This window comes from Lentzea sp. NPDC037011 (genome assembly GCF_055607425.1).
Window position 1 is genome coordinate 60,885 of sequence record NZ_JBVJRT010000008.1, and the last position, 20,885, is coordinate 81,769.

General features: G+C 70.7%; 25 protein-coding genes. 16 read left to right on the forward strand and 9 right to left on the reverse strand.

From position 1 onward, the window contains the following. Nucleotides 1-33: 33 nt before the first annotated feature. The 3 genes from ACZ7CH_RS24995 (at nucleotide 34) to secA (ending at nucleotide 5,554) form a co-directional block, all read left to right on the forward strand. The gene (locus ACZ7CH_RS24995; RefSeq protein ID WP_360395070.1) at nucleotides 34-639 is read left to right on the forward strand and encodes a ComF family protein; all 606 of its coding nucleotides are present in this window, start codon (nucleotides 34-36) and stop codon (nucleotides 637-639) included. A 975-nt stretch (nucleotides 640-1,614) separates the two neighbouring features. Continuing rightward, nucleotides 1,615-2,295, forward strand: a complete 681-nt coding sequence (hpf, locus tag ACZ7CH_RS25000) for a ribosome hibernation-promoting factor, HPF/YfiA family (RefSeq protein WP_360395073.1) — start codon at nucleotides 1,615-1,617, stop codon at nucleotides 2,293-2,295. A gap of 391 nt (nucleotides 2,296-2,686) precedes the next feature. Next, nucleotides 2,687-5,554 carry a preprotein translocase subunit SecA gene (gene secA, locus ACZ7CH_RS25005; RefSeq protein ID WP_470370164.1) on the forward strand — a complete coding sequence of 956 codons (2,868 nt, stop codon included), beginning with the start codon at nucleotides 2,687-2,689 and terminating at the stop codon, nucleotides 5,552-5,554. 221 nt (nucleotides 5,555-5,775) lie between these two features. On the opposite strand, the gene ACZ7CH_RS25010 is transcribed toward secA, so the two are convergent. Beyond that, complete coding sequence (locus ACZ7CH_RS25010; protein ID WP_470375032.1) at nucleotides 5,776-6,180, reverse strand: Rv3235 family protein; 405 nt, start codon at nucleotides 6,178-6,180, stop codon at nucleotides 5,776-5,778. A gap of 72 nt (nucleotides 6,181-6,252) precedes the next feature. Between ACZ7CH_RS25010 and ACZ7CH_RS25015 the strand changes: the two genes are divergently transcribed. After that, nucleotides 6,253-6,663: an HAD-IA family hydrolase gene (locus ACZ7CH_RS25015; RefSeq protein WP_360395081.1), complete on the forward strand. Its 411-nt coding sequence runs from the start codon at nucleotides 6,253-6,255 to the stop codon at nucleotides 6,661-6,663. 87 nt (nucleotides 6,664-6,750) lie between these two features. Further along, nucleotides 6,751-7,053: a hypothetical protein gene (locus ACZ7CH_RS25020; RefSeq protein WP_360395084.1), complete on the forward strand. Its 303-nt coding sequence runs from the start codon at nucleotides 6,751-6,753 to the stop codon at nucleotides 7,051-7,053. A gap of 4 nt (nucleotides 7,054-7,057) precedes the next feature. Here the strand turns inward: ACZ7CH_RS25020 and ACZ7CH_RS25025 are convergent, their stop codons facing one another. Beyond that, nucleotides 7,058-7,807 (reverse strand): TrmH family RNA methyltransferase, encoded by a 750-nt coding sequence (locus tag ACZ7CH_RS25025; protein WP_360395087.1) that lies wholly within the window; start codon nucleotides 7,805-7,807, stop codon nucleotides 7,058-7,060. A 118-nt stretch (nucleotides 7,808-7,925) separates the two neighbouring features. Between ACZ7CH_RS25025 and ACZ7CH_RS25030 the strand changes: the two genes are divergently transcribed. From ACZ7CH_RS25030 to ACZ7CH_RS25045, 4 genes are all read left to right on the forward strand, one after another. Next, the gene (locus ACZ7CH_RS25030) at nucleotides 7,926-8,591 is read left to right on the forward strand and encodes a phosphotransferase (RefSeq protein ID WP_360395089.1); all 666 of its coding nucleotides are present in this window, start codon (nucleotides 7,926-7,928) and stop codon (nucleotides 8,589-8,591) included. Nucleotides 8,592-8,601: 10 nt separating this feature from the next. Further along, nucleotides 8,602-9,993, forward strand: coding sequence for a WS/DGAT/MGAT family O-acyltransferase (locus ACZ7CH_RS25035; protein WP_360395091.1), 1,392 nt, complete (start codon nucleotides 8,602-8,604; stop codon nucleotides 9,991-9,993). After that, nucleotides 9,993-10,484, forward strand: coding sequence for a DUF6912 family protein (locus tag ACZ7CH_RS25040; RefSeq protein WP_360395094.1), 492 nt, complete (start codon nucleotides 9,993-9,995; stop codon nucleotides 10,482-10,484). Before ACZ7CH_RS25035 ends, ACZ7CH_RS25040 begins: the two co-directional genes overlap by 1 nt. A gap of 82 nt (nucleotides 10,485-10,566) precedes the next feature. Then, nucleotides 10,567-11,061: a pyridoxamine 5'-phosphate oxidase family protein gene (locus ACZ7CH_RS25045; RefSeq protein ID WP_458430340.1), complete on the forward strand. Its 495-nt coding sequence runs from the start codon at nucleotides 10,567-10,569 to the stop codon at nucleotides 11,059-11,061. Nucleotides 11,062-11,080: 19 nt separating this feature from the next. On the opposite strand, the gene ACZ7CH_RS25050 is transcribed toward ACZ7CH_RS25045, so the two are convergent. Next, nucleotides 11,081-11,467, reverse strand: a complete 387-nt coding sequence (locus ACZ7CH_RS25050) for a VOC family protein (RefSeq protein ID WP_360395099.1) — start codon at nucleotides 11,465-11,467, stop codon at nucleotides 11,081-11,083. A 36-nt stretch (nucleotides 11,468-11,503) separates the two neighbouring features. Between ACZ7CH_RS25050 and pruA the strand changes: the two genes are divergently transcribed. Further along, nucleotides 11,504-13,132 carry an L-glutamate gamma-semialdehyde dehydrogenase gene (pruA, locus tag ACZ7CH_RS25055; RefSeq protein WP_470370166.1) on the forward strand — a complete coding sequence of 543 codons (1,629 nt, stop codon included), beginning with the start codon at nucleotides 11,504-11,506 and terminating at the stop codon, nucleotides 13,130-13,132. Here the strand turns inward: pruA and ACZ7CH_RS25060 are convergent. The 4 genes from ACZ7CH_RS25060 to aroA form a co-directional block, all read right to left on the reverse strand. Next, nucleotides 13,129-13,860 carry an NAD-dependent epimerase/dehydratase family protein gene (locus ACZ7CH_RS25060; protein WP_470375033.1) on the reverse strand — a complete coding sequence of 244 codons (732 nt, stop codon included), beginning with the start codon at nucleotides 13,858-13,860 and terminating at the stop codon, nucleotides 13,129-13,131. The genes pruA and ACZ7CH_RS25060 overlap by 4 nt on opposite strands. Before the next feature lie 67 nt (nucleotides 13,861-13,927). Continuing rightward, nucleotides 13,928-14,362: a hypothetical protein gene (locus ACZ7CH_RS25065; RefSeq protein WP_360395108.1), complete on the reverse strand. Its 435-nt coding sequence runs from the start codon at nucleotides 14,360-14,362 to the stop codon at nucleotides 13,928-13,930. A gap of 35 nt (nucleotides 14,363-14,397) precedes the next feature. After that, nucleotides 14,398-15,396, reverse strand: coding sequence for a ribosome small subunit-dependent GTPase A (rsgA, locus tag ACZ7CH_RS25070; RefSeq protein ID WP_360395111.1), 999 nt, complete (start codon nucleotides 15,394-15,396; stop codon nucleotides 14,398-14,400). Nucleotides 15,397-15,398: 2 nt separating this feature from the next. Further along, on the reverse strand, nucleotides 15,399-16,667 hold the full coding sequence (gene aroA, locus ACZ7CH_RS25075; RefSeq protein WP_470370169.1) for a 3-phosphoshikimate 1-carboxyvinyltransferase: 1,269 nt from the start codon (nucleotides 16,665-16,667) through the stop codon (nucleotides 15,399-15,401). An 86-nt stretch (nucleotides 16,668-16,753) separates the two neighbouring features. Here aroA and ACZ7CH_RS25080 point away from each other — a divergent pair, with 86 nt between their 5' ends. The 4 genes from ACZ7CH_RS25080 to ACZ7CH_RS25095 all read left to right on the forward strand — a co-directional run bounded on the left by ACZ7CH_RS25080 (nucleotide 16,754) and on the right by ACZ7CH_RS25095 (nucleotide 19,227). Continuing rightward, nucleotides 16,754-17,482 (forward strand): SOS response-associated peptidase, encoded by a 729-nt coding sequence (locus ACZ7CH_RS25080; RefSeq protein ID WP_470375034.1) that lies wholly within the window; start codon nucleotides 16,754-16,756, stop codon nucleotides 17,480-17,482. Continuing rightward, on the forward strand, nucleotides 17,479-18,090 hold the full coding sequence (locus ACZ7CH_RS25085) for an alpha/beta hydrolase family protein (protein WP_470375035.1): 612 nt from the start codon (nucleotides 17,479-17,481) through the stop codon (nucleotides 18,088-18,090). Before ACZ7CH_RS25080 ends, ACZ7CH_RS25085 begins: the two co-directional genes overlap by 4 nt. 42 nt (nucleotides 18,091-18,132) lie before the next feature. After that, the gene (locus ACZ7CH_RS25090; protein WP_360395123.1) at nucleotides 18,133-18,678 is read left to right on the forward strand and encodes a DinB family protein; all 546 of its coding nucleotides are present in this window, start codon (nucleotides 18,133-18,135) and stop codon (nucleotides 18,676-18,678) included. A 66-nt stretch (nucleotides 18,679-18,744) separates the two neighbouring features. Beyond that, nucleotides 18,745-19,227: a hypothetical protein gene (locus ACZ7CH_RS25095; protein WP_458430348.1), complete on the forward strand. Its 483-nt coding sequence runs from the start codon at nucleotides 18,745-18,747 to the stop codon at nucleotides 19,225-19,227. A gap of 22 nt (nucleotides 19,228-19,249) precedes the next feature. Here the strand turns inward: ACZ7CH_RS25095 and ybaK are convergent, their stop codons facing one another. Then, nucleotides 19,250-19,726, reverse strand: a complete 477-nt coding sequence (gene ybaK / locus ACZ7CH_RS25100; RefSeq protein ID WP_470370172.1) for a Cys-tRNA(Pro) deacylase — start codon at nucleotides 19,724-19,726, stop codon at nucleotides 19,250-19,252. A 109-nt stretch (nucleotides 19,727-19,835) separates the two neighbouring features. On the opposite strand from ybaK, the gene ACZ7CH_RS25105 reads away from it, so the two are divergent. Both ACZ7CH_RS25105 and rsrA read left to right on the forward strand, forming a co-directional pair. After that, nucleotides 19,836-20,450, forward strand: coding sequence for a sigma-70 family RNA polymerase sigma factor (locus ACZ7CH_RS25105; RefSeq protein WP_458430349.1), 615 nt, complete (start codon nucleotides 19,836-19,838; stop codon nucleotides 20,448-20,450). Beyond that, a complete protein-coding gene (rsrA, locus tag ACZ7CH_RS25110; RefSeq protein WP_360395132.1) occupies nucleotides 20,447-20,707 on the forward strand; it encodes a mycothiol system anti-sigma-R factor in 261 nt (86 codons plus the stop codon). The genes ACZ7CH_RS25105 and rsrA overlap by 4 nt, the downstream gene beginning before the upstream one ends. A 73-nt stretch (nucleotides 20,708-20,780) precedes the next feature. Here rsrA and ACZ7CH_RS25115 read toward each other — a convergent pair whose 3' ends face one another. Beyond that, entirely contained in the window at nucleotides 20,781-20,855 is a 75-nt protein-coding gene (locus ACZ7CH_RS25115) for a 50S ribosomal protein bL37 (protein ID WP_369809028.1), read from the reverse strand. Nucleotides 20,856-20,885: the final 30 nt, after the last annotated feature.

The following is a 20,885-nucleotide window of genomic DNA, read 5'->3' on the forward strand; positions in this document are numbered from 1 at the left end:
AAAATGTCAGACCCCGTCGTCACCCTGGTCCACATGCCCCTTGAGCTGATCGTGCCCGTCCGCTGCTCCGGCTGCGGGCGGCCCGGCCCCGCCTGCTGCTCGTCCTGCCTCGGTGCGTTCGGGCCGCCGGCTCGCCTGTCCGTGCCCGGTGTCGGGCCGCCGGTGTGGGCGCTGGCGGCGTACGACGGCGTGGTGCGGGAGCTCGTGCTCGCGTTCAAGGAACGGGGTGCGCGGGCGTTGGCTGCGTGGTTCGGCGCCGTGGTGGCCGCGGCGCTCGTGTCGGTCGGGCCCGCGCCGTGGGTGCTGGTGCCGGCGCCGTCACGGGCCGGGGCGGCCAAGGAACGCGGGGGCGACCACATGGTGAGAATCGCGCGGGCCGTGGAGATCGCCGCCGTGGCACCGGTCCTGTCGTTCACGGCGGGCGTGGCCGACTCCGTGGGGCTGGGTCCGGGAGCGCGCAGGAGGAACGTGGACGGGCGCGTGCGCGTTTGCGGCAGACCCCCACCGGGAACCGTTGTGCTGCTGGACGACGTGGTCACGACGGGTGCGACGGCTGGTGAATGTGCCCGCGCGTTGCGATCGTCCGGTGTTCGCGCGCAGGCCGTGCTGGCGCTTTCGTCAGCGCGTTCGTGGGGTTGACGGTTCGACCGGGACTTTCGGCACCGCCCACAAGGGTGAAGTTGGTGCCGGCCAGTGGATCACCGGTTCGTCCCGGTTGGACGGGAATCCCCAGGTCGTCGTCGCGAGCCCCGTCCTGTCCGAAGATCCGGAACTGCGGAGTGGCACGTTTGGACCCGACGTTGGACAGACCCGTGTTTCGTCGCCGTGTCGTGCGCCGCCGCAGAGCGCTGCCCCTGGGCGTGGAGCGCCAGGGCTGGTCGCGCGGTCCTGCGCGGTGGTCCCCGCAGGCGGTGCGTTTGGCACCGCCCGATGCCGGGTGTCTGCTCGGTGCTCCGGTTAACGCCTATTCACTTGTAGAGCTGACCAGCGGTTATCAGAGGAATCGCGTGGTTCGCCGGACAGTGGTGGAGATCGCCGGGCTCGTACGCGAATGGGCGAAAACCGCTGGCGCGCCGGGCGTGACACGCTCGTGATCGGTCAGCGAAACGGAACGGTTCAGTTGGAGAAAGCGCGGTTCCGTCGCATCTGGACCGGAGTCGGAGGCATCGGAATCGATCTCTTCGAAGTTTCGGGAACATGACGCGGTGGTCACCCGTTGGCTGGGTATGAGGCCGCGCTGGGAACCGTTCGACGCAGTGGTGCTGCGGTCGAGTGGTGGCCACGCGCTGCGCCTTACGGGTGAGCGAGATGCCGGAGAGCGGTGCTCGTGCCACGCTGGGAACACGTGCTGTGGCAGGGAGTTGTCGCGCTGCGTAGTCGCCGAAAAATCTGCCGGTTCGCCCGGCAAGGGGGCTTACGCGACGGTGAATCCCAAGCTAACGTGCACCGCTATCAGCGTTCCCGGCCCGCGGGGAGGAGGCGAACAGCCCATGACCCAGGCGCCGTGAGACCTGCCGAGGACGACCCTCTGCGACACATCTGCGATCCAAGATCGCCACGGCGCTCGATAAATCAGTCCAGCCAAAGCTCGCAGCAAAGCGAGGGAGGTCGTGTATGGACATCGTCGTCAAGGGCCGCAACGTCGAGGTGCCCGATCACTACAGGGTGCACGTCGCCGAAAAGCTGGCCCGGCTTGAGCGTTACGACCGCAAGGTCATCCGCTTCGACGTGGAACTCTTCCACGAGCCGAACCGCCGCCAGTCGAAGAACTGCCAGCGGGTCGAAATCACCGGCAAGGGACGTGGACCGGTGGTCCGTTCCGAAGCCTGCGCGGGTGACTTCTACGCCGCGTTGGACGCTGCGGTCGCGAAGCTCGAGAACCGCCTGCGCCGGTCGCACGACCGCAGGCGCGTCCACCACGGGGCCCGCGCCCCGATCTCGGTGGCGGAAGCGACAAGCGGGCTGGGGGACACCTCCCCCGCTGCTGACCAGAACGGTCAGGTCATGACGTCGCGCCGCGCGAAGACCGCGGTGCTCGACGCACCTGAGGCCGACTACGAGGGCATGGCGGAAGTGCCCGCGCAGCGGTGGGACGACGGCCTCGAGGACAAGTTGCCCGGACGCGTGGTGCGCGAGAAGGAGCACGCCGCCAAACCCATGACGGTCGACCAGGCCCTCTACGAGATGGAACTGGTCGGACACGACTTCTACCTGTTCGCCGACTCCGACAGCGGTCGCCCGAGCGTCGTCTACCGCCGGAAGGGATTCGACTACGGCGTGATCAGGCTGGCCTGATCCGGTAAACCACACACCTTCGACCACCGCCGCCCTTCGCGCCCCTCGCGCGTGAGGGCGGCGGTGTGCGTTCACCGGCCACCCGCCGACGGCGCAAACGGGACCAAACGGGCTTGTCAACCGCGGTTCGTTCACCGTCAAGGTGAACTTCGCGCTGCCAGGAACCTTCACACGGGCCTCATGCGTTCTCCACACCAGTAGCCGAGATGGGGGCACCGGCGGCAGGTGGTCTGCGGAAGATCGCAGAACGGCCTGCCTGACCTGCCCATACCAGGTCAGGCGCGGCAATCCGCCTGTGTCTGTGCACACATCTTGGCGACTTGCCTACGATGGGCAGGGGAAAGGCGTCCGACGTGGGCGCGCCGCGATACAGGTGATGAGGTCTATCCAGATGGTGCTGTCCCGACTGCTCCGCGCCGGCGAGGGCAAGATGCTCAAGCGCCTCCGCAACATCGCAGCACACATCAACCACCTCGAAGACGACGTGGTCGACCTTTCCGACGCCGAGCTGCGTGCGAAGACGGAGGAGTTCAAGAAGCGCCACGCCGAGGGCGAGTCGCTCGACGAACTGCTGCCGGAGGCGTTCGCCGTGGCCCGCGAGGCCGCGAAGCGCACCCTCGGCCAGCGCCCGTACGACGTGCAGCTCATGGGCGGCGCGGCGCTGCACCTCGGGCAGATCTCCGAGATGCGCACCGGTGAGGGCAAGACGCTGACCTCCGTCATGCCGGTCTACCTCAACGCGCTGGCCGGCCGCGGCGTGCACGTCATCACCACGAACGACTACCTCGCCAAGCGCGACGCGGACTGGATGGGCCGTGTCCACCGGTTCCTCGGGCTCACGGTCGGGGCGATCCTGTCCGAGATGACGCCGGAGCAGCGGCGTGCGGCGTACAACGCGGACATCACCTACGGCACGAACAACGAGTTCGGCTTCGACTACCTGCGCGACAACATGGCGTGGAGCCTGGACGAGTGCGTGCAGCGCGGGCACTACTACGCGATCGTCGACGAGGTCGACTCGATCCTGATCGACGAGGCGCGCACGCCGTTGATCATCAGTGGTCCCGCGGAGCAGAGCGCCCGGTGGTACGTCGAGTTCGCGCGGCTGAGCCCGCTCATGAAGCGCGACACGCACTACGAGGTCGACGAGCGCAAGCGCACGGTCGGCGTGTCCGAGCAGGGCGTCTCGTTCATCGAGGACCAGCTGGGCATCGAGAACCTGTACGAGGCGGCGAACACCCCGCTGGTGGGCTACCTGAACAACGCCCTCAAGGCGAAGGAGCTCTACACCAAGGACAAGGACTACATCGTCCGCAACGGCGAGGTCATGATCGTCGACGAGTTCACGGGTCGTGTGCTCGCCGGGCGGCGCTACAACGAGGGCATGCACCAGGCCATCGAGGCCAAGGAAGGTGTGGAGATCAAGGCGGAGAACCAGACGCTCGCCACGATCACCCTCCAGAACTACTTCCGCCTGTACGAGAAGCTCGGCGGCATGACCGGTACCGCGGAGACCGAGGCGGCCGAGTTCCACCAGACCTACAAGCTGGGCGTCGTGCCGATCCCGACGAACCGCCCGCCGCAGCGCAAGGACCAGCCCGACCTCGTCTACAAGAGCGAGGAGGCGAAGTTCGAGGCGGTCGCGGAGGACATCGCGGAGAAGCACGCCAAGGGCCAGCCGGTCCTGATCGGCACGACGAGCGTCGAGCGCTCCGAGTACCTGTCGAAGCTGTTGGTGCGCAAGGGCATCCCGCACGAGGTGCTGAACGCGAAGCACCACGACCGCGAGGCGCTGATCATCGCGAAGGCCGGCCGCAAGGGCGCCGTCACGGTCGCGACGAACATGGCCGGTCGCGGTACGGACATCGTGCTGGGCGGCAACCCGGACATCATCGCCGACCACGAGCTGCGCGACCGCGGCCTCGACCCGGTGACCACGCCGGAGGAGTACGAGGCCGAGTGGGCCAAGGTCGTCGAGGAGCTCACGACCCAGGGCAAGGCCGAGGCCGACGAGGTGCGCGAGGCCGGTGGTCTCTACGTGCTCGGCACCGAGCGCCACGAGTCGCGCCGCATCGACAACCAGCTCCGCGGCCGCACCGGCCGTCAGGGCGACCCCGGTGAGTCGCGGTTCTACCTGTCGCTGCAGGACGAGCTGATGCGCCGGTTCAACGCGTCCATGGTCGAGATGGTCATGACGCGCCTGAACGTGCCGGACGACGTGCCGATCGAGCACAAGATGGTCACCCGCGCCATCCGCAGCGCGCAGACCCAGGTCGAGCAGCAGAACTTCGAGATCCGCAAGAACGTCCTCAAGTACGACGAGGTCATGAACCGCCAGCGCACGGTGATCTACGCCGAGCGCCGCCGCGTCCTCGAGGGTGAAGACCTGAAGGACCAGGTCGAGCACATGATCGAGAGCGTGGTCGAGGAGTACGTCAACGGCGCGACCGCCGACGGCTACGCCGAGGACTGGGACTTCGACAAGCTGTGGACGGCGCTCAAGACGCTGTACCCGGTGAGCGTCGACCCGGACAAGCTGCTGGAGTCCGACGAGGACGTCAGCCGCGAGTACCTGCGCGAGGTGCTCGTCGAGGACGCGCTGAAGGCCTACCGCGAGCGCGAGGCCGAGATCGACGGCCGCGTCGGCGAGGGCGCCATGCGCGAGCTGGAGCGCCGCGTGCTGCTGTCGGTCCTCGACCGCAAGTGGCGCGAGCACCTCTACGAGATGGACTACTTGAAGGAGGGCATCGGTCTGCGCGCCATGGCGCAGCGCGACCCCCTCATCGAGTACCAGCGCGAGGGCTTCGACATGTTCAACGCGATGCTCGACGCGTTGAAGGAGGAGATCGTCGGCTTCCTGTTCAACCTGCAGGTCGAGGCTGCGGAGCCGGAGCCCCAGCCGGAGCCGGAGGTCCCGGTCCTGCTGAGCCAGACCCCGCAGCCGCTGCCCGCGACGGGGGCCCGTGCCCGCGCCCGTGCCGCGGCGGCCGCCCAGCAGCAGGCGCAGCAGCAGCCGGCTGCCCCGGCGGGTCCGGCGATGGCGCAGCTCGCCACCGGCAACGCGATCCCGCCCGCCCTGCGCGGCAAGGGTCTCGGTGGCCCCGGTGAGCAGCATCTGAGCTACAGCGGCCCGGCCGAGGACGGCGGCGTCGAGCAGCACAGCGACGAGAACAACGGCGGTGGCGCCCAGAGCGGCACCCGCAAGGAGCGGCGTGAGGCGGCCCGCCAGGCCGCGAAGGGCAACCGCCGCAAGCGCTAGCAGCAACCGGCCACGCAGGGGCCCCGCGCTTCCCCCAGGGGAACGCGGGGCCCCTGCGTGTACCTGGAAGGGCACGCGGGGTCCCCGCGTGCCCTCTGGAGGGAACGCGGGGCCCCCGCGTGACTTCCGGCATGCGGAATTGGGGGAGCGCACGCGGGGAGCTTTCGTACTGCAGGAGAGTACGAAAGGTCCCCGCGTGCGCTCCGCGGAAGCGGGGAGGGTTACTCCAGCACTGTGAACGTCGTCAGCAGCCAGCGGCCGTCGTGGTGCTCGGCGCGTGCGGCCACGGCGAGCACGCGCTCGTCGCGGCGCACAGTGGCGGCGATCTCGGCGGCGAACCGGGTTGGGTGGCAGACACGAGGAGGCCGCAGCAGGCGGGTGGTCCGCACGCGCACCGACCGGCCCAGCCGGGCGGCCAGCGCGGGCAGGGCGAGCTGTTGCAGCAAACGGCCGGGGCGACGGCCGTCCACCACCTCCAGGACGGCTGTGAGCAGCCGGGCCGCGTCGAGCGGCGGCGGCGGTGGCTCCGGTGCGGGCAGCCACGACCCGCGTGCGCGGGGGCGTGGCACGAAAGCCGCCCCGGCGGGCGGCTCGTAGGTGGGCAGGCGGCGAACGACTGGGGGCATGCCGAAACCGGCGGCGCAGCGCGCCGATCAGGACACCCACCACCCGAAGGAGTGGGTAGTACGGTCCTGACCATGCTGAAGGCCCTCGTGCTGGACTACGGCGGCGTCCTGACCGACCCCGGTGAGGACAACCCGCCGGAACCGCCGCTGCTCACCGCGGTGCGCAAGGCGCGGCAGCAGGGGTTCAAGACCGCGCTGCTGTCCAACGCGGACGGCTGGTGGCAGCCGCCGGCGCACTGGCACGGGCTGTTCGACGCGGCGGTCATCTCCGGCGAGGTCGGGCTGGCGAAGCCGGATGCCGGCATCTACCTGCTCACGGCCGCGAAGCTCGGTCTCGAACCGGGCGAGTGCGTGTTCGTCGACGACCTCGCGGTGAACGTCCGCGGCGCCGCCGAGGCGGGCATGGTCGGCGTCCACCATCGGTCGACGCGGACCACCCTCGAGGAACTGGAGATCCTGCTAGCGACAGCGCTGCGCGGTTGAGGGTTCACCCCGAGGCGTAATTGCCGGTCATTCCGCTCCCCGGATAACTTCGACGCGGCCTGGTTCCGCTGATCCTCAGGAGAGCGAATGCGAAGAATTGCCGCTTGTGCCGCGATCGTCATCGCCGTCGGTTCGGCGGTCGCGGCTCCTGCGCGGGCGCAGGAGCGCGGCTGCCGCGAGGAGTTCCCGCGGGACGGGCGCAGCGTCGAGGTCTTCTGCGACGACGGCTGGCCGGGCAACTTCCGCGCCGTCGCCCACTGCCGGACCACGCTGTCGAGCTGGGACGAGCACGGCACGATCGGGCACGTGCGCGCGAGGTCGTCGATCGCCGGGTGCGACGGCCTGGTCGGCCCGGTGTGGGTCGAGGGCTACCACGTCGACTGGCTGTAGGCGGTCAGCCCTGGGCGCGCCGCACGAGCTCGAAGCAGAGCACGGCCGCCGCTGAGGCGACGTTGAGCGATTCCACGCCCGCCGCCATCGGGATCGAAAGCCACGAGGTGATGTGCGGGCGCACGTCCTCGGTGATCCCGAACGTCTCACTGCCGAGCACGAATGCCGACCGTTCCGCGAATTCAGCGGAATAGATCGTGTCGGACGCGTGGGAATCGAGCGCGTGGAGCGGATATCCGGACGCGCGCAGGAGGGCGGAGGCCTCCGCCGCGGTGCCGCAGCGCAGGACGGGCGCGCGGAAAGCCACCCCGGCGGAGGCCTTCACCACGAGCGGGTCGATCGAGGCGACGCCGCGGCGCGGCACCACGATGCCGTCGATGCCCGCGGCCGTCGCGGTCCGCAGGATCATGCCCACGTTCGCCGGCGTGGTGATGCCGTCCAGCACCAGCACGGACCGCAGGTCGTCCTCCTCCAGCGCGAGCGCCAGCGGCTTCATCCGCGGCGCCACGACGTCGGCGAGCACGCCCTGGTCCTGCTTGCCGTTGCCCGCCAGCACCTTCACCCGCTGCGCGGTCGCCCGCTGCACCTGCACGCCCCGCGACCGGGCCGCGTCCAGGATCTCGCGCGCCGCAGGACCGCGTGCGGTGTCGGCGAGCACCACCTTGTCCACCGACAGCGCCGGGTCGTCCAGCGCCTCCAGCACGGGCTTGCGGCCGTAGACGGTGACGAAGCGGTCCTTGGGCGAGATCTCCACGCCGAAGAGGGTGCCAGACGGCCCGGCACGCCCCCGCACGCCCGGCTCGAACGGGTGAAGAGCACGAGTAGAGCCGTTCGGCCCTTGTGCTTTGGATCATATGCATGATGATCGTCACATGACGTCAGGTGTGCGCAGCGTCGCGCAACGTCAACACCTCGCGAGCGGCCAGGACTCGGACGTGTTCATCCGGTCCGACGGGTTGCTCGTCAAACGCACGCGCACAGGCCGTGACCTGCGGCGCGAGGCCGAGATGATGCTGTACCTGAGCGGTCACGGCATCCCCGTGCCGCGGGTGCACGACGCGACGGCGGACGAGCTCGTCATGCAGTACGTGCCCGGCCCGCGGATGTCCGAGGAGATCGGCCGCAAGCCGTGGCTCGCCGGTCAGCTCGGCCGCGAGCTCGCCGACCTGCACCACCGCCTGGACGCGGTGCGGGCCCCCGACTTCCTCACCGGCGACGGCGACCTGCTGCACCTCGACCTGCACCCCGGCAACGTCGTGCTCGGCCCGGAGGGGCCGGTCGTGCTCGACTGGGCCTGCGCGATGAGGGGCGACCGGCGGCTCGACGTGGCGCTGTCCTGGGTGTCGCTGGCGGTCGCGCGGCTGACGACGGCCCGCCGGTTGACGCGGTGGAACTTCCTCAGGTCGTTCATGGCCAACGTGGACCCGCGGGCGCGGGAGGCGATTCCGGAAGCCGCGCGCATCCGGCTGGAGCGGCACGACCGCGATCCGCGGGAACGGGCGGCGCTGGAAAAGCTCATGGACGCGAAACGGCACTAGTCTGGCGGGCATGCCGGACCGACTGTCAGCGCTGGACGCCTCGTTCCTGTACCTGGAGGGCTCCACGACGCCGATGCACGTCGGTGGCGTGGCGGTGTTCCGCAGGCCCAAGGCGGGGTTCGACTACGACAAGCTCGTCGACCTCATCGAGCAGCGGCTGAGCCTCGTGCCGCGCTACCGGCAGAAGGTCGTGCACGTCCCCGGCCGCATCGCGCGGCCCGTGTGGGTGGACGACCCTGACTTCGACGTCACCTACCACGTGCGGCGCTCCGCCCTGCCCAAGCCGGGCAACGAGAAGCAGCTGCACGACCTGGTGGCGCGGCTGATGTCGCGGCCGCTCGACCACTCGCGGCCGCTGTGGGAGAGCTACCTCGTGGAGGGGCTGGCGAAGAACCAGCTCGCCGTGATCACCAAGACCCACCAGGCCATGGTCGACGGCATCGCGTCGCTGGAGATCGGCCAGGTCATGCTGGACGTGTCGCCGTCGCCGCGCACGAACGTCGAGAACCTCTGGATGCCGCAGCCGGAGCCCAGCTCGTTGCAGCTGGTGAGCGACGCCGTCACGGACATCGTGCACCGGCCGGGCGAGCTCGTGGAGAACGTGCGCAGCGCCGCGATGGACACCGTCGCCACGGTCGGCAAGGTCGTCAACGCCGTGGGTGCGGTCGCCGCCGCCATCCACACCGCCGCGAGCCCGGCGCCCGGCAGCCCGCTGAACGTCCGGATCACCTCGCCGCAGCGCCGGTTCGCCGTGGCGCGCGCCCAGCTCGACGACCTGCGCGCCATCCGCAAGGCCCACGGCGGCACGGTGAACGACGTGGTGCTGGCGGCGCTGGCCGGTGCGATCCGCAACTGGTTGCTCAGCCGCGGTGAGAACGTCACCGGCAGCACCACGATCCGCGCGATGACGCCGATGTCGGTGCGCGACACCGACCCCGACTCGGGCAACAACGTCTCCGCCTACCTGGTGGACCTGCCGGTCGGCGAGCCGAACCCGGTGGTGCGGCTGCACCACGTGAGCCACGCGACCCGCGCCCACCTGGAGTCCGGCCAGTCGGTGGCCGCCGATGCGCTGGTCAAGGTCTCCGGCTTCGCGCCGCCGACCCTGCACGCGCTGGGCGCGCGGGCGGCCAGCTCGTTCAGCCGCCGGCTGTTCAACGTGATCGTCACCAACGTGCCCGGCCCGCAGGTGCCGCTGTACGCGGCGGGCGCGAGAATGACCGAGATCTTCCCGGTCGTGCCGCTCGCCAAGAACCAGGCGCTGGCGATCGGGGTGACGTCGTACGACGGCGGTGTGTACTTCGGGCTGAACGGCGACCGCGACGCCATGTCCGATGTGGACGTTCTCGCGAGCATGGTCGAGGAGTCGGTGGAGGAACTGATGGGGACGGCGAGCGCGTGATGAGGGTCTACATCCCGGCCACGGTGGCCATGCTGCGCAGCTTCGTCGACAGCGGCGAGCTCACACCGGTGGGCGGCACGGCGTTCGCGCTGACGCCGGCGCTGCGCGAGTCCTACGCCGCCGGCGACACCGAGGAGCTGGAGTACGCCGCGATGCTCGACGCGGCCCGCGCGTCGCTGCGGCTGCTGGCCGGTGACGAGAAGTCGGAACCGCGCCGTGCGGTCGTCGCGGTGGACGCGGACGACGTGACGTTGCGCCCGGACCTGGACTTCTCGGTGGTGAAGGTCGTGGGCCCGTTCACGTTGAAGGACGTCGCGTCCGTGCACCTGGACACGGCCGAGGCCGAGGACGACGTGCGCGCCGCCGCCGAGGTCGTGGACGCGGCGGACCTGGGCGACCCGGATGCCGAGTTCGCGCTGGGCAGCGCCGAGGACCACGAGCTGGCCTGGTACGCGGCGCAGGAGCTGGCGTTCGTGCTGGAGCTGATGTGACTCAGGTCACGTCGAACTGAGGTAGAGGTGCCGTGAGCGGCTCCGTCCCCGAGGTGTCCGACACCGGAGAGACGGAGCCGCCATGAACCAGCACGACGTCGACGAGGTCCTGAACCGCCCGCTGAGCCAGGAGCTGCTCGGCCGCGACATCGCCCGGCTGGCGTTCGTCGCGCAGGACGGCACGCCCCGCAACCTCCCGGTCGGGTTCTGCTGGAACGGCAGCGAGATCGTCATCTGCACGTCGAAGAACGCCCGCAAGCTCGCGATGCTGGCCGCGAACCCGGCCGTCGCGCTCACGATCGACACCGAGGCGTTCCCGCCGCGGATCCTGTCCGTGCGCGGCAGGGCCGAGCTCGACCCCGTGGACGACATCCCGGCCGAGTACCTCCAGGTGACCAAGTCCATGACGCCGGAGCAGCGTGCCGAGTGGGAGGCCGACGTCCGTTCGCTCTACACCGACGGCATGGTCCGGATCGTCATCAGGCCGGCCTGGGCGAAGCTGACCGACTTCGAGACCACGTTGCCGGACAACGTCGCCGAGCTCGTGCGGCGCCAAGCCGCGGCGCGGCAGGCCTGAGCACGGCGGAAACCGCCACTCACATGCCCTCGGCGGGCTCCCACAGCTCGATCCGGTTGCCCTCGGGGTCGACGCACCAGCCGAACCGGCCGAACTCCGAGTCCTCGGTTTCCGGCAGCACCTCGACGCCGCGGCCGCGCAGCTTCACCATCAACGACTCCAGGTCGTCGACCCGCAGGTTCAGCATGGTGCGCTGGTGCGGTTCGCCGATGTACTCGGTGTCCTGCGCGAACAACGCCATCGTCGTCGTGCCGGGGCGGTCCGACGTCGCGGTGTCGAGCCAGTGGAAGGTGACGGTGCCGCGTTCGCTCATCGGCACACCGAGGTTCTCGCGGTACCAGGCCGCCAGCCGCACGGGATCCCGGGAACGCAGGAAGACCCCGCCGATGCCAGTCACCCGCGCCACCCGACGGACCCTACTACCGCGTGCCACGATGGGGGAATGGACGCCGTGACGGCTGCACCCGAACCGGTCAACGAACCCGTGCGCACCTACGCTCCCGGCAGCGCGGAACGCGCCTCCCTGCAGGCCCGCATCGCGGAGCTGGAGGGCACCACCCACGAGCTGACGATGACGATCGGCGGCGAACAGCGGATGGGCGGCGGTGACCGCGTCGACGTGGTCCAGCCGCACGACCACCGGCACGTGCTCGGGGTGACCGCGCAGGCCACCGGCTCCGACGTCGCGGCGGCGATGAGGGCCGCGCAGCACGCCGCACCGGGGTGGCAGGAGCTGCCGTACGACGAACGGGCCGCGGTGCTGCTGCGAGCGGCGGACCTGCTGTCCGGCCCGTGGCGCGACACGCTGAACGCCGCCACGGTCCTCGGGCAGTCGAAGTCCGTGCAGCAGGCCGAGATCGACGCCGCCTGCGAGCTGATCGACTTCCTGCGGTTCAACGTCCACTTCGGCCGCCGGGTCCTGGAGGAGCAGCCGGCGTCCAGCCCCGGCGTGTGGAACCGGATGGACCACCGGCCGCTCGACGGGTTCGTCGTCGCGATCACGCCGTTCAACTTCACCGCCATCGCCGGCAACCTGCCGCTGGCACCGGCGCTGATGGGCAACACGGTGGTGTGGAAGCCGTCGCCGACGCAGCAGCTCGCCGCGCACTGCACCATGCGGCTGCTGGAGGAGGCCGGCCTGCCGCCGGGCGTGGTCAACCTCGTCACCGGCGACGGCAAGGCGCTGGGTGAGGTGGCGCTGCGGGACCGGTTCTTCGCCGGACTGCACTTCACCGGGTCCACCCGCACGTTCAAGGCGCTGTGGCAGACCATGGCGAGCAACCTCGACCACTACCGCGCCTACCCGCGGGTGGTCGGCGAGACCGGCGGCAAGGACTTCGTGCTGGCCCACGCCTCCGCCGACCCCGCGGCCCTCGTCACGGGCCTGGTGCGCGGTGCTTTCGAGTACCAGGGCCAGAAGTGCTCGGCCGCGTCCCGCGCGTACATCCCGCGGTCGTTGTGGGACAACGGTGTGCGCGACCAGCTCGTCGACGTCACGAAGTCGTTGGCGTACGGCGACGTCAGGGACCTGTCGGTGTTCGGCGGCGCCGTGATCGACCACCGCGCGTTCGCCAAGCACAAAGACGCACTGCTGATGGCGTCCGCGTCCACCTCCGTCGACGTGCTGGCCGGCGGCACCTGCGACGACTCGGTCGGCTACTTCGTGGACCCGACGGTGCTGCTGGGGACCGACCCGCACCACGACATCTTCACCTCGGAGTACTTCGGCCCGATCCTCGCCGTGCACGTCTACGACGACGCGGACTACGAGGACATCATGGGCGTCATCGACACCTCCACGCCGTACGCGCTCACCGGTGCCGTGTTCGCGCGTGACCGCGTTGCGGTGGAACAGGCCCACCGCGCGTTGCGGTTCGCGGCGGGCAACTTCTACGTCAACGACAAGCCGACCGGTGCGGTCGTGGGACAGCAGCCGTTCGGCGGGTCGCGCGGGTCCGGCACGAACGACAAGGCGGGGTCGATCTACAACCTGCAGCGGTGGACGTCACCGCGTGCCATCAAGGAGACGCTGGTGCCGCCCACGCACCACGGCTACCCGCACATGGGTTAGCGGGCCCGCGGTGCCCAGCCCGTCGCCGCGGTGAGCTTGGTGCTCACGACCCGTTGCGAACGCCCGAACACCGCCAACGACGCCGCGAGCCTCCCGAACGCGCGCGGCAGCCGCGTGATCCCCAGGTCCCGCTTCAGGACCGGCGTGCCGACGTTGTAGACGCCCGCGGGCGCGCCGAGCACGGCGACGGCGGCGGCCGCCGCGTCGCCGGGGTGCACGACCGACGTCCAGCCGTCGCCGACGAGCACGGGCGGCGACTGGGCAGCGCCGCCCATCAGCATCCCGAAGCGCAGGAAGACGCCGCCGGGGTGGCGCAGGACGTTGTGCTGCGCCGTCACCGAGCTGGCGATGTGACCGACGGGCTCGATGGGAGCGTTCTCGTCCAGCTCCCGCTCACCGCTGTCGGCGTACACGAACGAGATGCCCTCCTGCACCACGCGGCCCACGCCCGCCCGCAACGCCGCCTCGGCCACCGCCGCGCTGCCCTCCGTGCGGATGCGGTCGTTCTCGGCCCAGGCACCGGGCAGCACGGCCCTGGCGCTCAACGGGATGCGGGTGGCGAGGTTGAGGACGGCGTCGTAGCCGCTCAGCGCGGCCGTCAGCCGGCCGGCGTCGAACATCGAGGTGGTGTGCCGGTCGAGCACCCCGACCTCGTGGCCCGCCTCCCGCAGCCGCGGCAGAGCTTCCCGCCCGAGCACACCCGTCGCACCGATCACGAAGACCTTCATGACCGGTGGACGGGACAGGCTGCCGATTCGTGACAGCCCGGTTCATGACAGCTCAGCCCGTGGCAGCTCAGCCCGTGGCAGGCAGCCGTTCCAACGCCTTCAGCGCCAGTCCCTGCGTGGTCTGCCCGAGCACGTTGTCGTCCTCGCCCTGCTTGGTCACGGTCAGCCCGAGCAGCTCACCCTCGCGGACCTGCACCACGGCCTCGCACGCCGACGACGCGCACCGGCGGGTCATCGGCCGGTCCTCGACCACCGCGCCGTAGCCGCCGTTCGCCTGCAGCCGCGCCGACTCCTGCTCGAACTTCGCCTCCAGCAGCTTCAGCGTCACCGTTGCCGAGCCGAACGAGAACGTGCACTCGCGCTCACCCTTCGCGGTACCGGACAACGAGCCCAGGTCACCGTCCCGCAGCAGCGTGCACGGGTCGGTGTCGGTGAACTTCGGGGGAGCGGGGTCGCCACCGCAGGCGCTCAGCAGCAGCACCAGGGCCAGAACTCGCTTCATCCACTTCCTCTGCAGTCGGTCACGGGGGTCGGAGCTCAGTCCGTGTGGTCGTCCAGCCCGGCCCGGGAGGCGAGCAGGCGGCGCAACGACGTCAACCGGCCCGGCGCGTCCGGCACGAGCTCGTCGAGCATGCAGCCGGGGTCCTCGGGGGCACCCAGGTGGCCGCAGCCGGGCGGGCACTCCTCGGCGGCCTCCGCGAAGTCGGGGAAGGCCTTCACGATGTCGTCCGGCGTGATGTGCGCGAGGCCGAACGAGCGGATGCCGGGGGTGTCGACCACCCAGCCGCCGCCGGGCAGCCGCAGCGCGACGGCCTGGGTCGAGGTGTGCCTGCCCTTGCCGACGCCGGAGACGACGCCGACCGCGCGGTTCGCGTCCGGGACGAGCTTGTTGACCAGGGTGGACTTGCCGACACCTGAGTGGCCGATCAGGCAGGACACCGTGTCCCGCAGGCGTTCGCGCAGCTCGGCCGGTTCCTCGTCGGACCGGGTCACGAGCACCGGCACGTCCAGCTCGGTGTAGAGCGCGAGCAGGTCGTCGGCCGACGCGAGGTCGGACTTCGTCAGGCACAGCACCGGTTCCAGGCCACCGGCGTACGCGGCGACCAGGCACCGGTCGATGAAACCGGTGCGCGGCGGAGGATCGGCCAGCGCGACGACCATGATGAGCTGGGAGGCGTTCGCGACGACGACGCGTTCGAACGGGTCCGTGTCGTCGGCGGTCCTGCGCAGCACCGAGGTCCGCTCCTCGACGCGCACGATGCGGGCCAGCGTGTCCGGCTGGCCGGAGGTGTCACCGACGATGCCGACCTGGTCGCCGACCACCACGGGCGTGCGGCCGAGCTCACGCGCACGCATCGCCGTGACGACCACACCGGACTCCAACGCGCACGTCCAGCGGCCGCGGTCGACGCCGATCACCATCGCGATCTCGGCGTCGGCGTGTTCCGGCCTGATCTTGCTGCGCGGCCGCGTCCCCTTGCCGGGGCGCACCCGCACGTCCGACTCGTCGAGCTTGCGCCAGTCCCGCTTGCCCACTGCTACGCGCCTCCGCCGAGCATCGCGTCCCACATCCCCGGGAAGTCGGGGATCGTCTTGGTCGTCGACCCGATGTCGTCGACCGAGACGCCCGGCACCACCAGCCCGATGATCGCGCCCGCGGTGGCCATCCGGTGGTCGGCGTAGGCCTTCCACACCCCGCCGTGCAGCGGTGCCGGCTCGATCACGAGCCCGTCCTCGGTCTCGGAGGCGTTGCCGCCCAGCGCGTTGATCTCGTTCACCAGCGCGGCGATGCGGTCCGTCTCGTGGCCGCGGATGTGCGCGACACCGCGGATCTGCGTGCGGCCGCGCGCCACCGTCGCGAGCGCCGCCACCGTCGGCGTCAGCTCGCTCTCGTCGCGCAGGTCGATGTCCACTCCGGACAGCTCAGCCGGTCCGCGCACGGTGAGCCCCTCCTCCGACACCTCGACCGCACAGCCCATGCGTTCCAGGATGCCGCGCACCGCGTCACCGGGCTGGGTGGTCCGCGCGGGCCAGTGCGGGATCGTGACCTGGCCCCCGGTCACCGCGGCGGCCGCGAGGAACACCGTCGCGTTCGACAGGTCCGGCTCCACGTGCCACGTCCGCGCCGCGATCGGGCCCGGCTCGACGTGCCACGCGCTGCTGCCGTCGGTCTCCACCGCGACCCCGACCGAGCGCAGCGTCTGCACCGTCATGTCGATGTGCGGCAACGAGGGCACCGGCCGGCCCGAGTGCCGCACCGTCACGCCCTTGTCGTAGCGCGCCGCCGACAGCAGCAGCCCGGACACGAACTGCGACGAGCCCGACGCGTCGATCGTGACCTCGCCACCGGCCAGCGAACCGCTGCCGCGCAACGTGAACGGCAGCGCGTCACCCTCGACGTCCGCACCGAGCGCGCGCAACGCGTCCAGCACCGTGCTCATCGGGCGCACCCGCGCGTGCGGGTCGCCGTCGAACCTGATCTCGCCCTCGGCCAGCGCGGCGGCCGGCGGCAGGAACCGCATGACCGTGCCCGCGAGCCCGCAGTCGACGTCGGCCGGTCCGCGCAACGCGCCCGGCGTGACGTCCCAGCCGCCGTCCTCCCGGTCGGTGATCCCGACGCCCAGCGACGTGAGCGCCTTCACCATCAACACGGTGTCGCGGCTGCGCAACGGCGCGTGCACCGCGGACGGCCCGTCGGCCAGTGCCGCGAGCACCAGGACGCGGTTCGTGATCGACTTCGAGCCGGGCACCGGCACCGTGGAGTGGACTGGGCCGGACGCGCTGGGGGCTGACCAGTGCTGAGTCATGCCCGGAATGATCCCGCACGGCGTCGAGGGCGGCTCGCACAGGTGTTCCCGACGTGCGACGATTGCGACTTCGGAGGTGATCGGTTTTGTGTGGTAGGTACGCCTCCACCAAGGACCCGGCGCTGCTCGCGGCCGAGTTCGAAGCGGTGGACGCCACCGGCGACGAGGCGCCGGGGACGGACTACAACATCGCTCCCACCAAGCACGTCATGGCGGTGGTCGAGCGCAAGCCGGAGGACGAGGACCTGGAGCGCAGCATCCGCGTGATGCGCTGGGGCCTCGTCCCGCACTGGGCCAAGGACCTCTCCGGCGCGGCGAAGATGATCAACGCCCGCGCGGAGACCGTGCTGTCCAAGCCCGCGTACAAGCAGTCGGCGATGAAGCGCCGGTGCATCATCCCGGCCACCGGCTGGTACGAGTGGCAGCCGGGCGAGGGCCGCAAGCAGCCGTACTTCATGACGCTCGGGGACGACTCGTCCCTCGCGCTGGCGGGCATCTGGTCCGTGTGGTGGAAGGACGACGTCCCGACCGTGACGTGCGCGGTGCTGACGACGGACGCCATCGGCGCGCTGACCGAGGTGCACCACCGGATGCCGTTGCTGCTGCCGCCCGACCGCTGGTCGGCGTGGCTCGACCCGTCCTCGCTCGACCCGAGCGGGCTGCTCGCGCCGGACCCGTCGATCGTCGACGCGCTGGAGCTGCGCCCGGTCTCCACCGCGGTGAACAGCGTGAAGAACAACAACCCGTCGTTGCTGGACCGCGTCTCGCTCACCGAGGACGGGACGCCCGCACCCACCGCGGTCGAGCTGTCGTGACGACGCTGTCGGTGGACACGCCGCACGGCCCCGCACGGGCCTCCCTGCACTGCGCCCACGAACCGCGGGCCGCGCTGCTGCTCGGCCACGGCGCCGGCGGCGGCGTCGAGGCACCCGACCTGGTGGCCGCGTGCCACGCCGCGAACTCCGTCGGCGTGCACGTGGCCCTGGTCGAACAGCCCTACCGCGTGGCCGGCCGCCGTGCCCCCGCGCCGGCGGGCCAGCTCGACACGGCGTGGCTCGCGGTGGTCGAAGACCTGGGCGAACGCTGGTTCGACGGCCTGCCGCTGGTGTTCGGCGGCCGGTCGTCGGGCGCCCGCGTGGCCTGCCGGACGAGCGTCGAGGGCCAGGCCGTGGCGGTGCTGTGCCTGGCGTTCCCGGTGCACCCGCCGGGCAAGCCGGAGAGGTCCCGGATGGCCGAGCTGGACGGCGTCGAGGTCGCCACCCTGGTCGTGCAGGGCGAGAACGACCCGTTCGGCCGCCCGGTGCGCGCCCCGCACCGCGAGGTCGTGCTGCTGAACGGCGACCACTCGCTGAAGGCCTCCATCGCGGACGTGGGCCGGTGCGTGGGCGAGTGGCTTGACCGCGTGCTGCGGCCGCTCGACTGAATCACCTGCTGGGACGGGGTCGCGCCGTTACTGTCCCGCCCCATGACCGTTCTCGACGAGCAGGGCAGACCAGAACCTCCGACCGACGGCGACGAGCTCGCCACCCTGACCGGGTTCCTCGACTTCCAGCGCGCCACCCTCGCGTGGAAGACCGAGGGCCTCACCGCCCAGCAGCTGGCCATGACCACCGCCAAGTCCGAGATGACCCTCGGCGGCCTGGTCAAGCACCTCGCGTACGTCGAGCAGCAGTGGTTCCACGTCGTGCTGCACGACCGCGAGCCGCTGGAGCCGTGGAAGAGCGTGGACTGGAAGGCCGACCACGACTGGGACTGGCACTCGGCCGCCGACCACGCACCGGAGGAGCTCCTCGCGCTGTGGCAGGACGAGGTCGGCCGCTCCCGCGAGGCCGTCGAGGAGGCGCTGGCGACCGGCGACCTCGGCCAGGCGGCCAAGCGCAAACCGTGGCGCGGCGATGACCGCACGGTGAGCCTGCGCTGGATCCTCACGCACATGGTCGAGGAGTACAGCCGCCACAACGGCCACGCCGACCTGTTGCGCGAGGCGGTCGACGGCCGAACGGGCGAATGACAACCGATCGGGGCTCCGCGGCGTTCACCTGGAAGTAGACGAACGCCACATGATCGGGGAGAACTCGTGAACAAGATCCGTCCGACCGCCGTCGCACTGGCCGGTGCCGCCCTCCTGGCCGCCGCGGGCACTCCCGCGCAGGCCGAGACGCCGTGGTGCACCGGCGACGACCTGGTGATCACCGCCCACGACATGCGTCCGACGACGAGCCCGAACAAGGGGCACGTCATCAGGTTCGCGGCCGTCGAGGGCGTCACCTGCACGATCGGCGGCAGCCTGAGCAACGTGCGGTTCCTCGACGCCGAGGGCCGGGACCTCAACGTCCCGCTGACCGGCGGCCAGGGCCCGTACACCGAGGCGACGGTCCACGGCATCTTCAGCGCCGTGGCCTACGTCGGCTCGCCGAAGAAGAGCGACACCGTGACGCCGGCGTTCATCCGGTTCGACCTGCCGGGCAAGGGCAGCCTCGGTGCCAGGGTCACCACGGCGTGGCCGTCGTGGGTCGGCACGCCCGTGCAGTTCACGAACATCGGCTGGCCGGTGAGCTGACCGTTGCCGAGACCGGAACGTGCTAGGCGCTGATCGAGGCCACCACGGCACCGGTGAGCCGCACCAGCTCGGCCGGCGCGATCTCCACCTCGAGCCCGCGCCGGCCCGCGCTGCAGAACACCGTCTCGAACTCCAGCGCGGAGGCGTCCACCACGACCGGGAGGCGCTTCTTCTGCCCGAGCGGCGAGATCCCGCCCGCGACGTACCCGGTGGCGCGCTCGGCGTCGGCGACCACGGCCATCTTCGCCTTCTTGCCCTTCAACGCTGCCGCCAGCGCCTTGAGGTCGAGCTGCACAGTCACCGGCACGACGCCGACCGCGAGCTTGCCGTCGACCTCGGCGACCAGGGTCTTGAGCACGCGGCCCGGCACCAGGCCGAGCGCCTCCGCGGCCTCCAGCCCGTACGACTCGTGGCGGGGGTCGTGCTCGTACGAGTGCAAGGTGTGCGCCACCCGCTGCTTGTCCAGCAGCGCTGTGGCGGGGGTCCCACGTCCGGCCATGCGGAATTACTACCAGCACGTCCGTGTTGGTCAGGACGTGGCTACGAACACGCTCGAGCGGCCCCGCGTAGAGTCAGCACCGACCCAGGACCTGTGGGAAGGGAGCGCGGTGCCCGCCACCGGCACGACGGAGACGACGGCGGAGCGCGCCGCGCGTTTCGAGCGCGATGCAATGCCGATGCTCGACCAGCTGTACTCGGCGGCGTTGCGCATGACCCGCAACCCGGCGGATGCCGAGGACCTCGTCCAGGAGACCTACCTCAAGGCCTACTCGGCGTTCGCGTCCTTCTCGGAGGGCACGAACCTCAAGGCCTGGTTGTACCGGATCCTGACGAACACCTACATCAACGGCTACCGCAAGAAGCAGCGCCAGCCGATCCAGCAGCCGACCGAGGAGATCACGGACTGGCAGCTGGCGCAGGCGGAGAGCCACACCTCGGCCGGGCTGCGCAGCGCGGAGGTCGAGGCACTCGACAACCTGCCTGACAGCGACGTGAAGGAAGCATTGCAGCGGTTGCCGGAGGAGTTCCGGATCGCGGTCTACCTCGCCGATGTCGAAGGCTTCGCGTACAAGGAGATCGCAGACATCATGGGCACCCCGATCGGCACGGTGATGTCCCGGTTGCACCGGGGCCGTCGCCAGCTCCGCGACCTGCTCGCGGACACCGCACGCGAGCGCGGCTTCCTCCGCGGTGGCAACGGTGGCAACGGAGACGCGTCATGAACTGCGGCGAACCCCACGAGACCGACTGCTCCGAGGTCCTGTCCGAGGTCTGGCTGTTCCTCGACCAGGAGTGCGACCAGGGTCGTCGCGCGGCACTGCAGACCCACCTCGACGAGTGCCACCCGTGCCTGGAGCAGTTCGGGCTGGAGGAGCACCTCAAGGCGCTGCTCGCGCGCAAGTGTGGCGGCGATTACGCCCCCGCCGACCTGAAGGCGCGCATCCGGGCCACGATCGTGGAGATCCGCACCGAGGACTGAGCGCCTCGAACACCGCCCCAGAACAACGAAAAGGCCTGGTCACCGTCGTGGTGGCCAGGCCTTTTCGCAGCACTCAGGCGTTGGGGCGCTTGCCTCGGTTGGCGCCGCCCTTTTTGCGGTCGCGGCGCTTGCGAGCACGCTTCGACATGGGTGTCTCCTAGGATCAGAACTGCTTCAC

Bases quoted from the DNA above. Each gene is read 5' to 3' on its own strand.
- ACZ7CH_RS24995 (WP_360395070.1), top strand. From the start codon at position 34: ATGCCCCTTGAGCTGATCGTGCCCGTCCGCTGCTCCGGCTGCGGGCGG.
- hpf (WP_360395073.1), top strand. From the start codon at position 1,615: ATGGACATCGTCGTCAAGGGCCGCAACGTCGAGGTGCCCGATCACTAC.
- secA (WP_470370164.1), top strand. From the start codon at position 2,687: ATGGTGCTGTCCCGACTGCTCCGCGCCGGCGAGGGCAAGATGCTCAAG.
- ACZ7CH_RS25010 (WP_470375032.1), bottom strand. From the start codon at position 6,180: ATGCCCCCAGTCGTTCGCCGCCTGCCCACCTACGAGCCGCCCGCCGGG.
- ACZ7CH_RS25015 (WP_360395081.1), top strand. From the start codon at position 6,253: ATGCTGAAGGCCCTCGTGCTGGACTACGGCGGCGTCCTGACCGACCCC.
- ACZ7CH_RS25020 (WP_360395084.1), top strand. From the start codon at position 6,751: ATGCGAAGAATTGCCGCTTGTGCCGCGATCGTCATCGCCGTCGGTTCG.
- ACZ7CH_RS25030 (WP_360395089.1), top strand. From the start codon at position 7,926: ATGACGTCAGGTGTGCGCAGCGTCGCGCAACGTCAACACCTCGCGAGC.
- ACZ7CH_RS25035 (WP_360395091.1), top strand. From the start codon at position 8,602: ATGCCGGACCGACTGTCAGCGCTGGACGCCTCGTTCCTGTACCTGGAG.
- ACZ7CH_RS25040 (WP_360395094.1), top strand. From the start codon at position 9,993: ATGAGGGTCTACATCCCGGCCACGGTGGCCATGCTGCGCAGCTTCGTC.
- ACZ7CH_RS25045 (WP_458430340.1), top strand. From the start codon at position 10,567: ATGAACCAGCACGACGTCGACGAGGTCCTGAACCGCCCGCTGAGCCAG.
- pruA (WP_470370166.1), top strand. From the start codon at position 11,504: ATGGACGCCGTGACGGCTGCACCCGAACCGGTCAACGAACCCGTGCGC.
- ACZ7CH_RS25060 (WP_470375033.1), bottom strand. From the start codon at position 13,860: ATGAAGGTCTTCGTGATCGGTGCGACGGGTGTGCTCGGGCGGGAAGCT.
- ACZ7CH_RS25065 (WP_360395108.1), bottom strand. From the start codon at position 14,362: ATGAAGCGAGTTCTGGCCCTGGTGCTGCTGCTGAGCGCCTGCGGTGGC.
- aroA (WP_470370169.1), bottom strand. From the start codon at position 16,667: ATGACTCAGCACTGGTCAGCCCCCAGCGCGTCCGGCCCAGTCCACTCC.
- ACZ7CH_RS25090 (WP_360395123.1), top strand. From the start codon at position 18,133: ATGACCGTTCTCGACGAGCAGGGCAGACCAGAACCTCCGACCGACGGC.
- ybaK (WP_470370172.1), bottom strand. From the start codon at position 19,726: ATGGCCGGACGTGGGACCCCCGCCACAGCGCTGCTGGACAAGCAGCGG.
- rsrA (WP_360395132.1), top strand. From the start codon at position 20,447: ATGAACTGCGGCGAACCCCACGAGACCGACTGCTCCGAGGTCCTGTCC.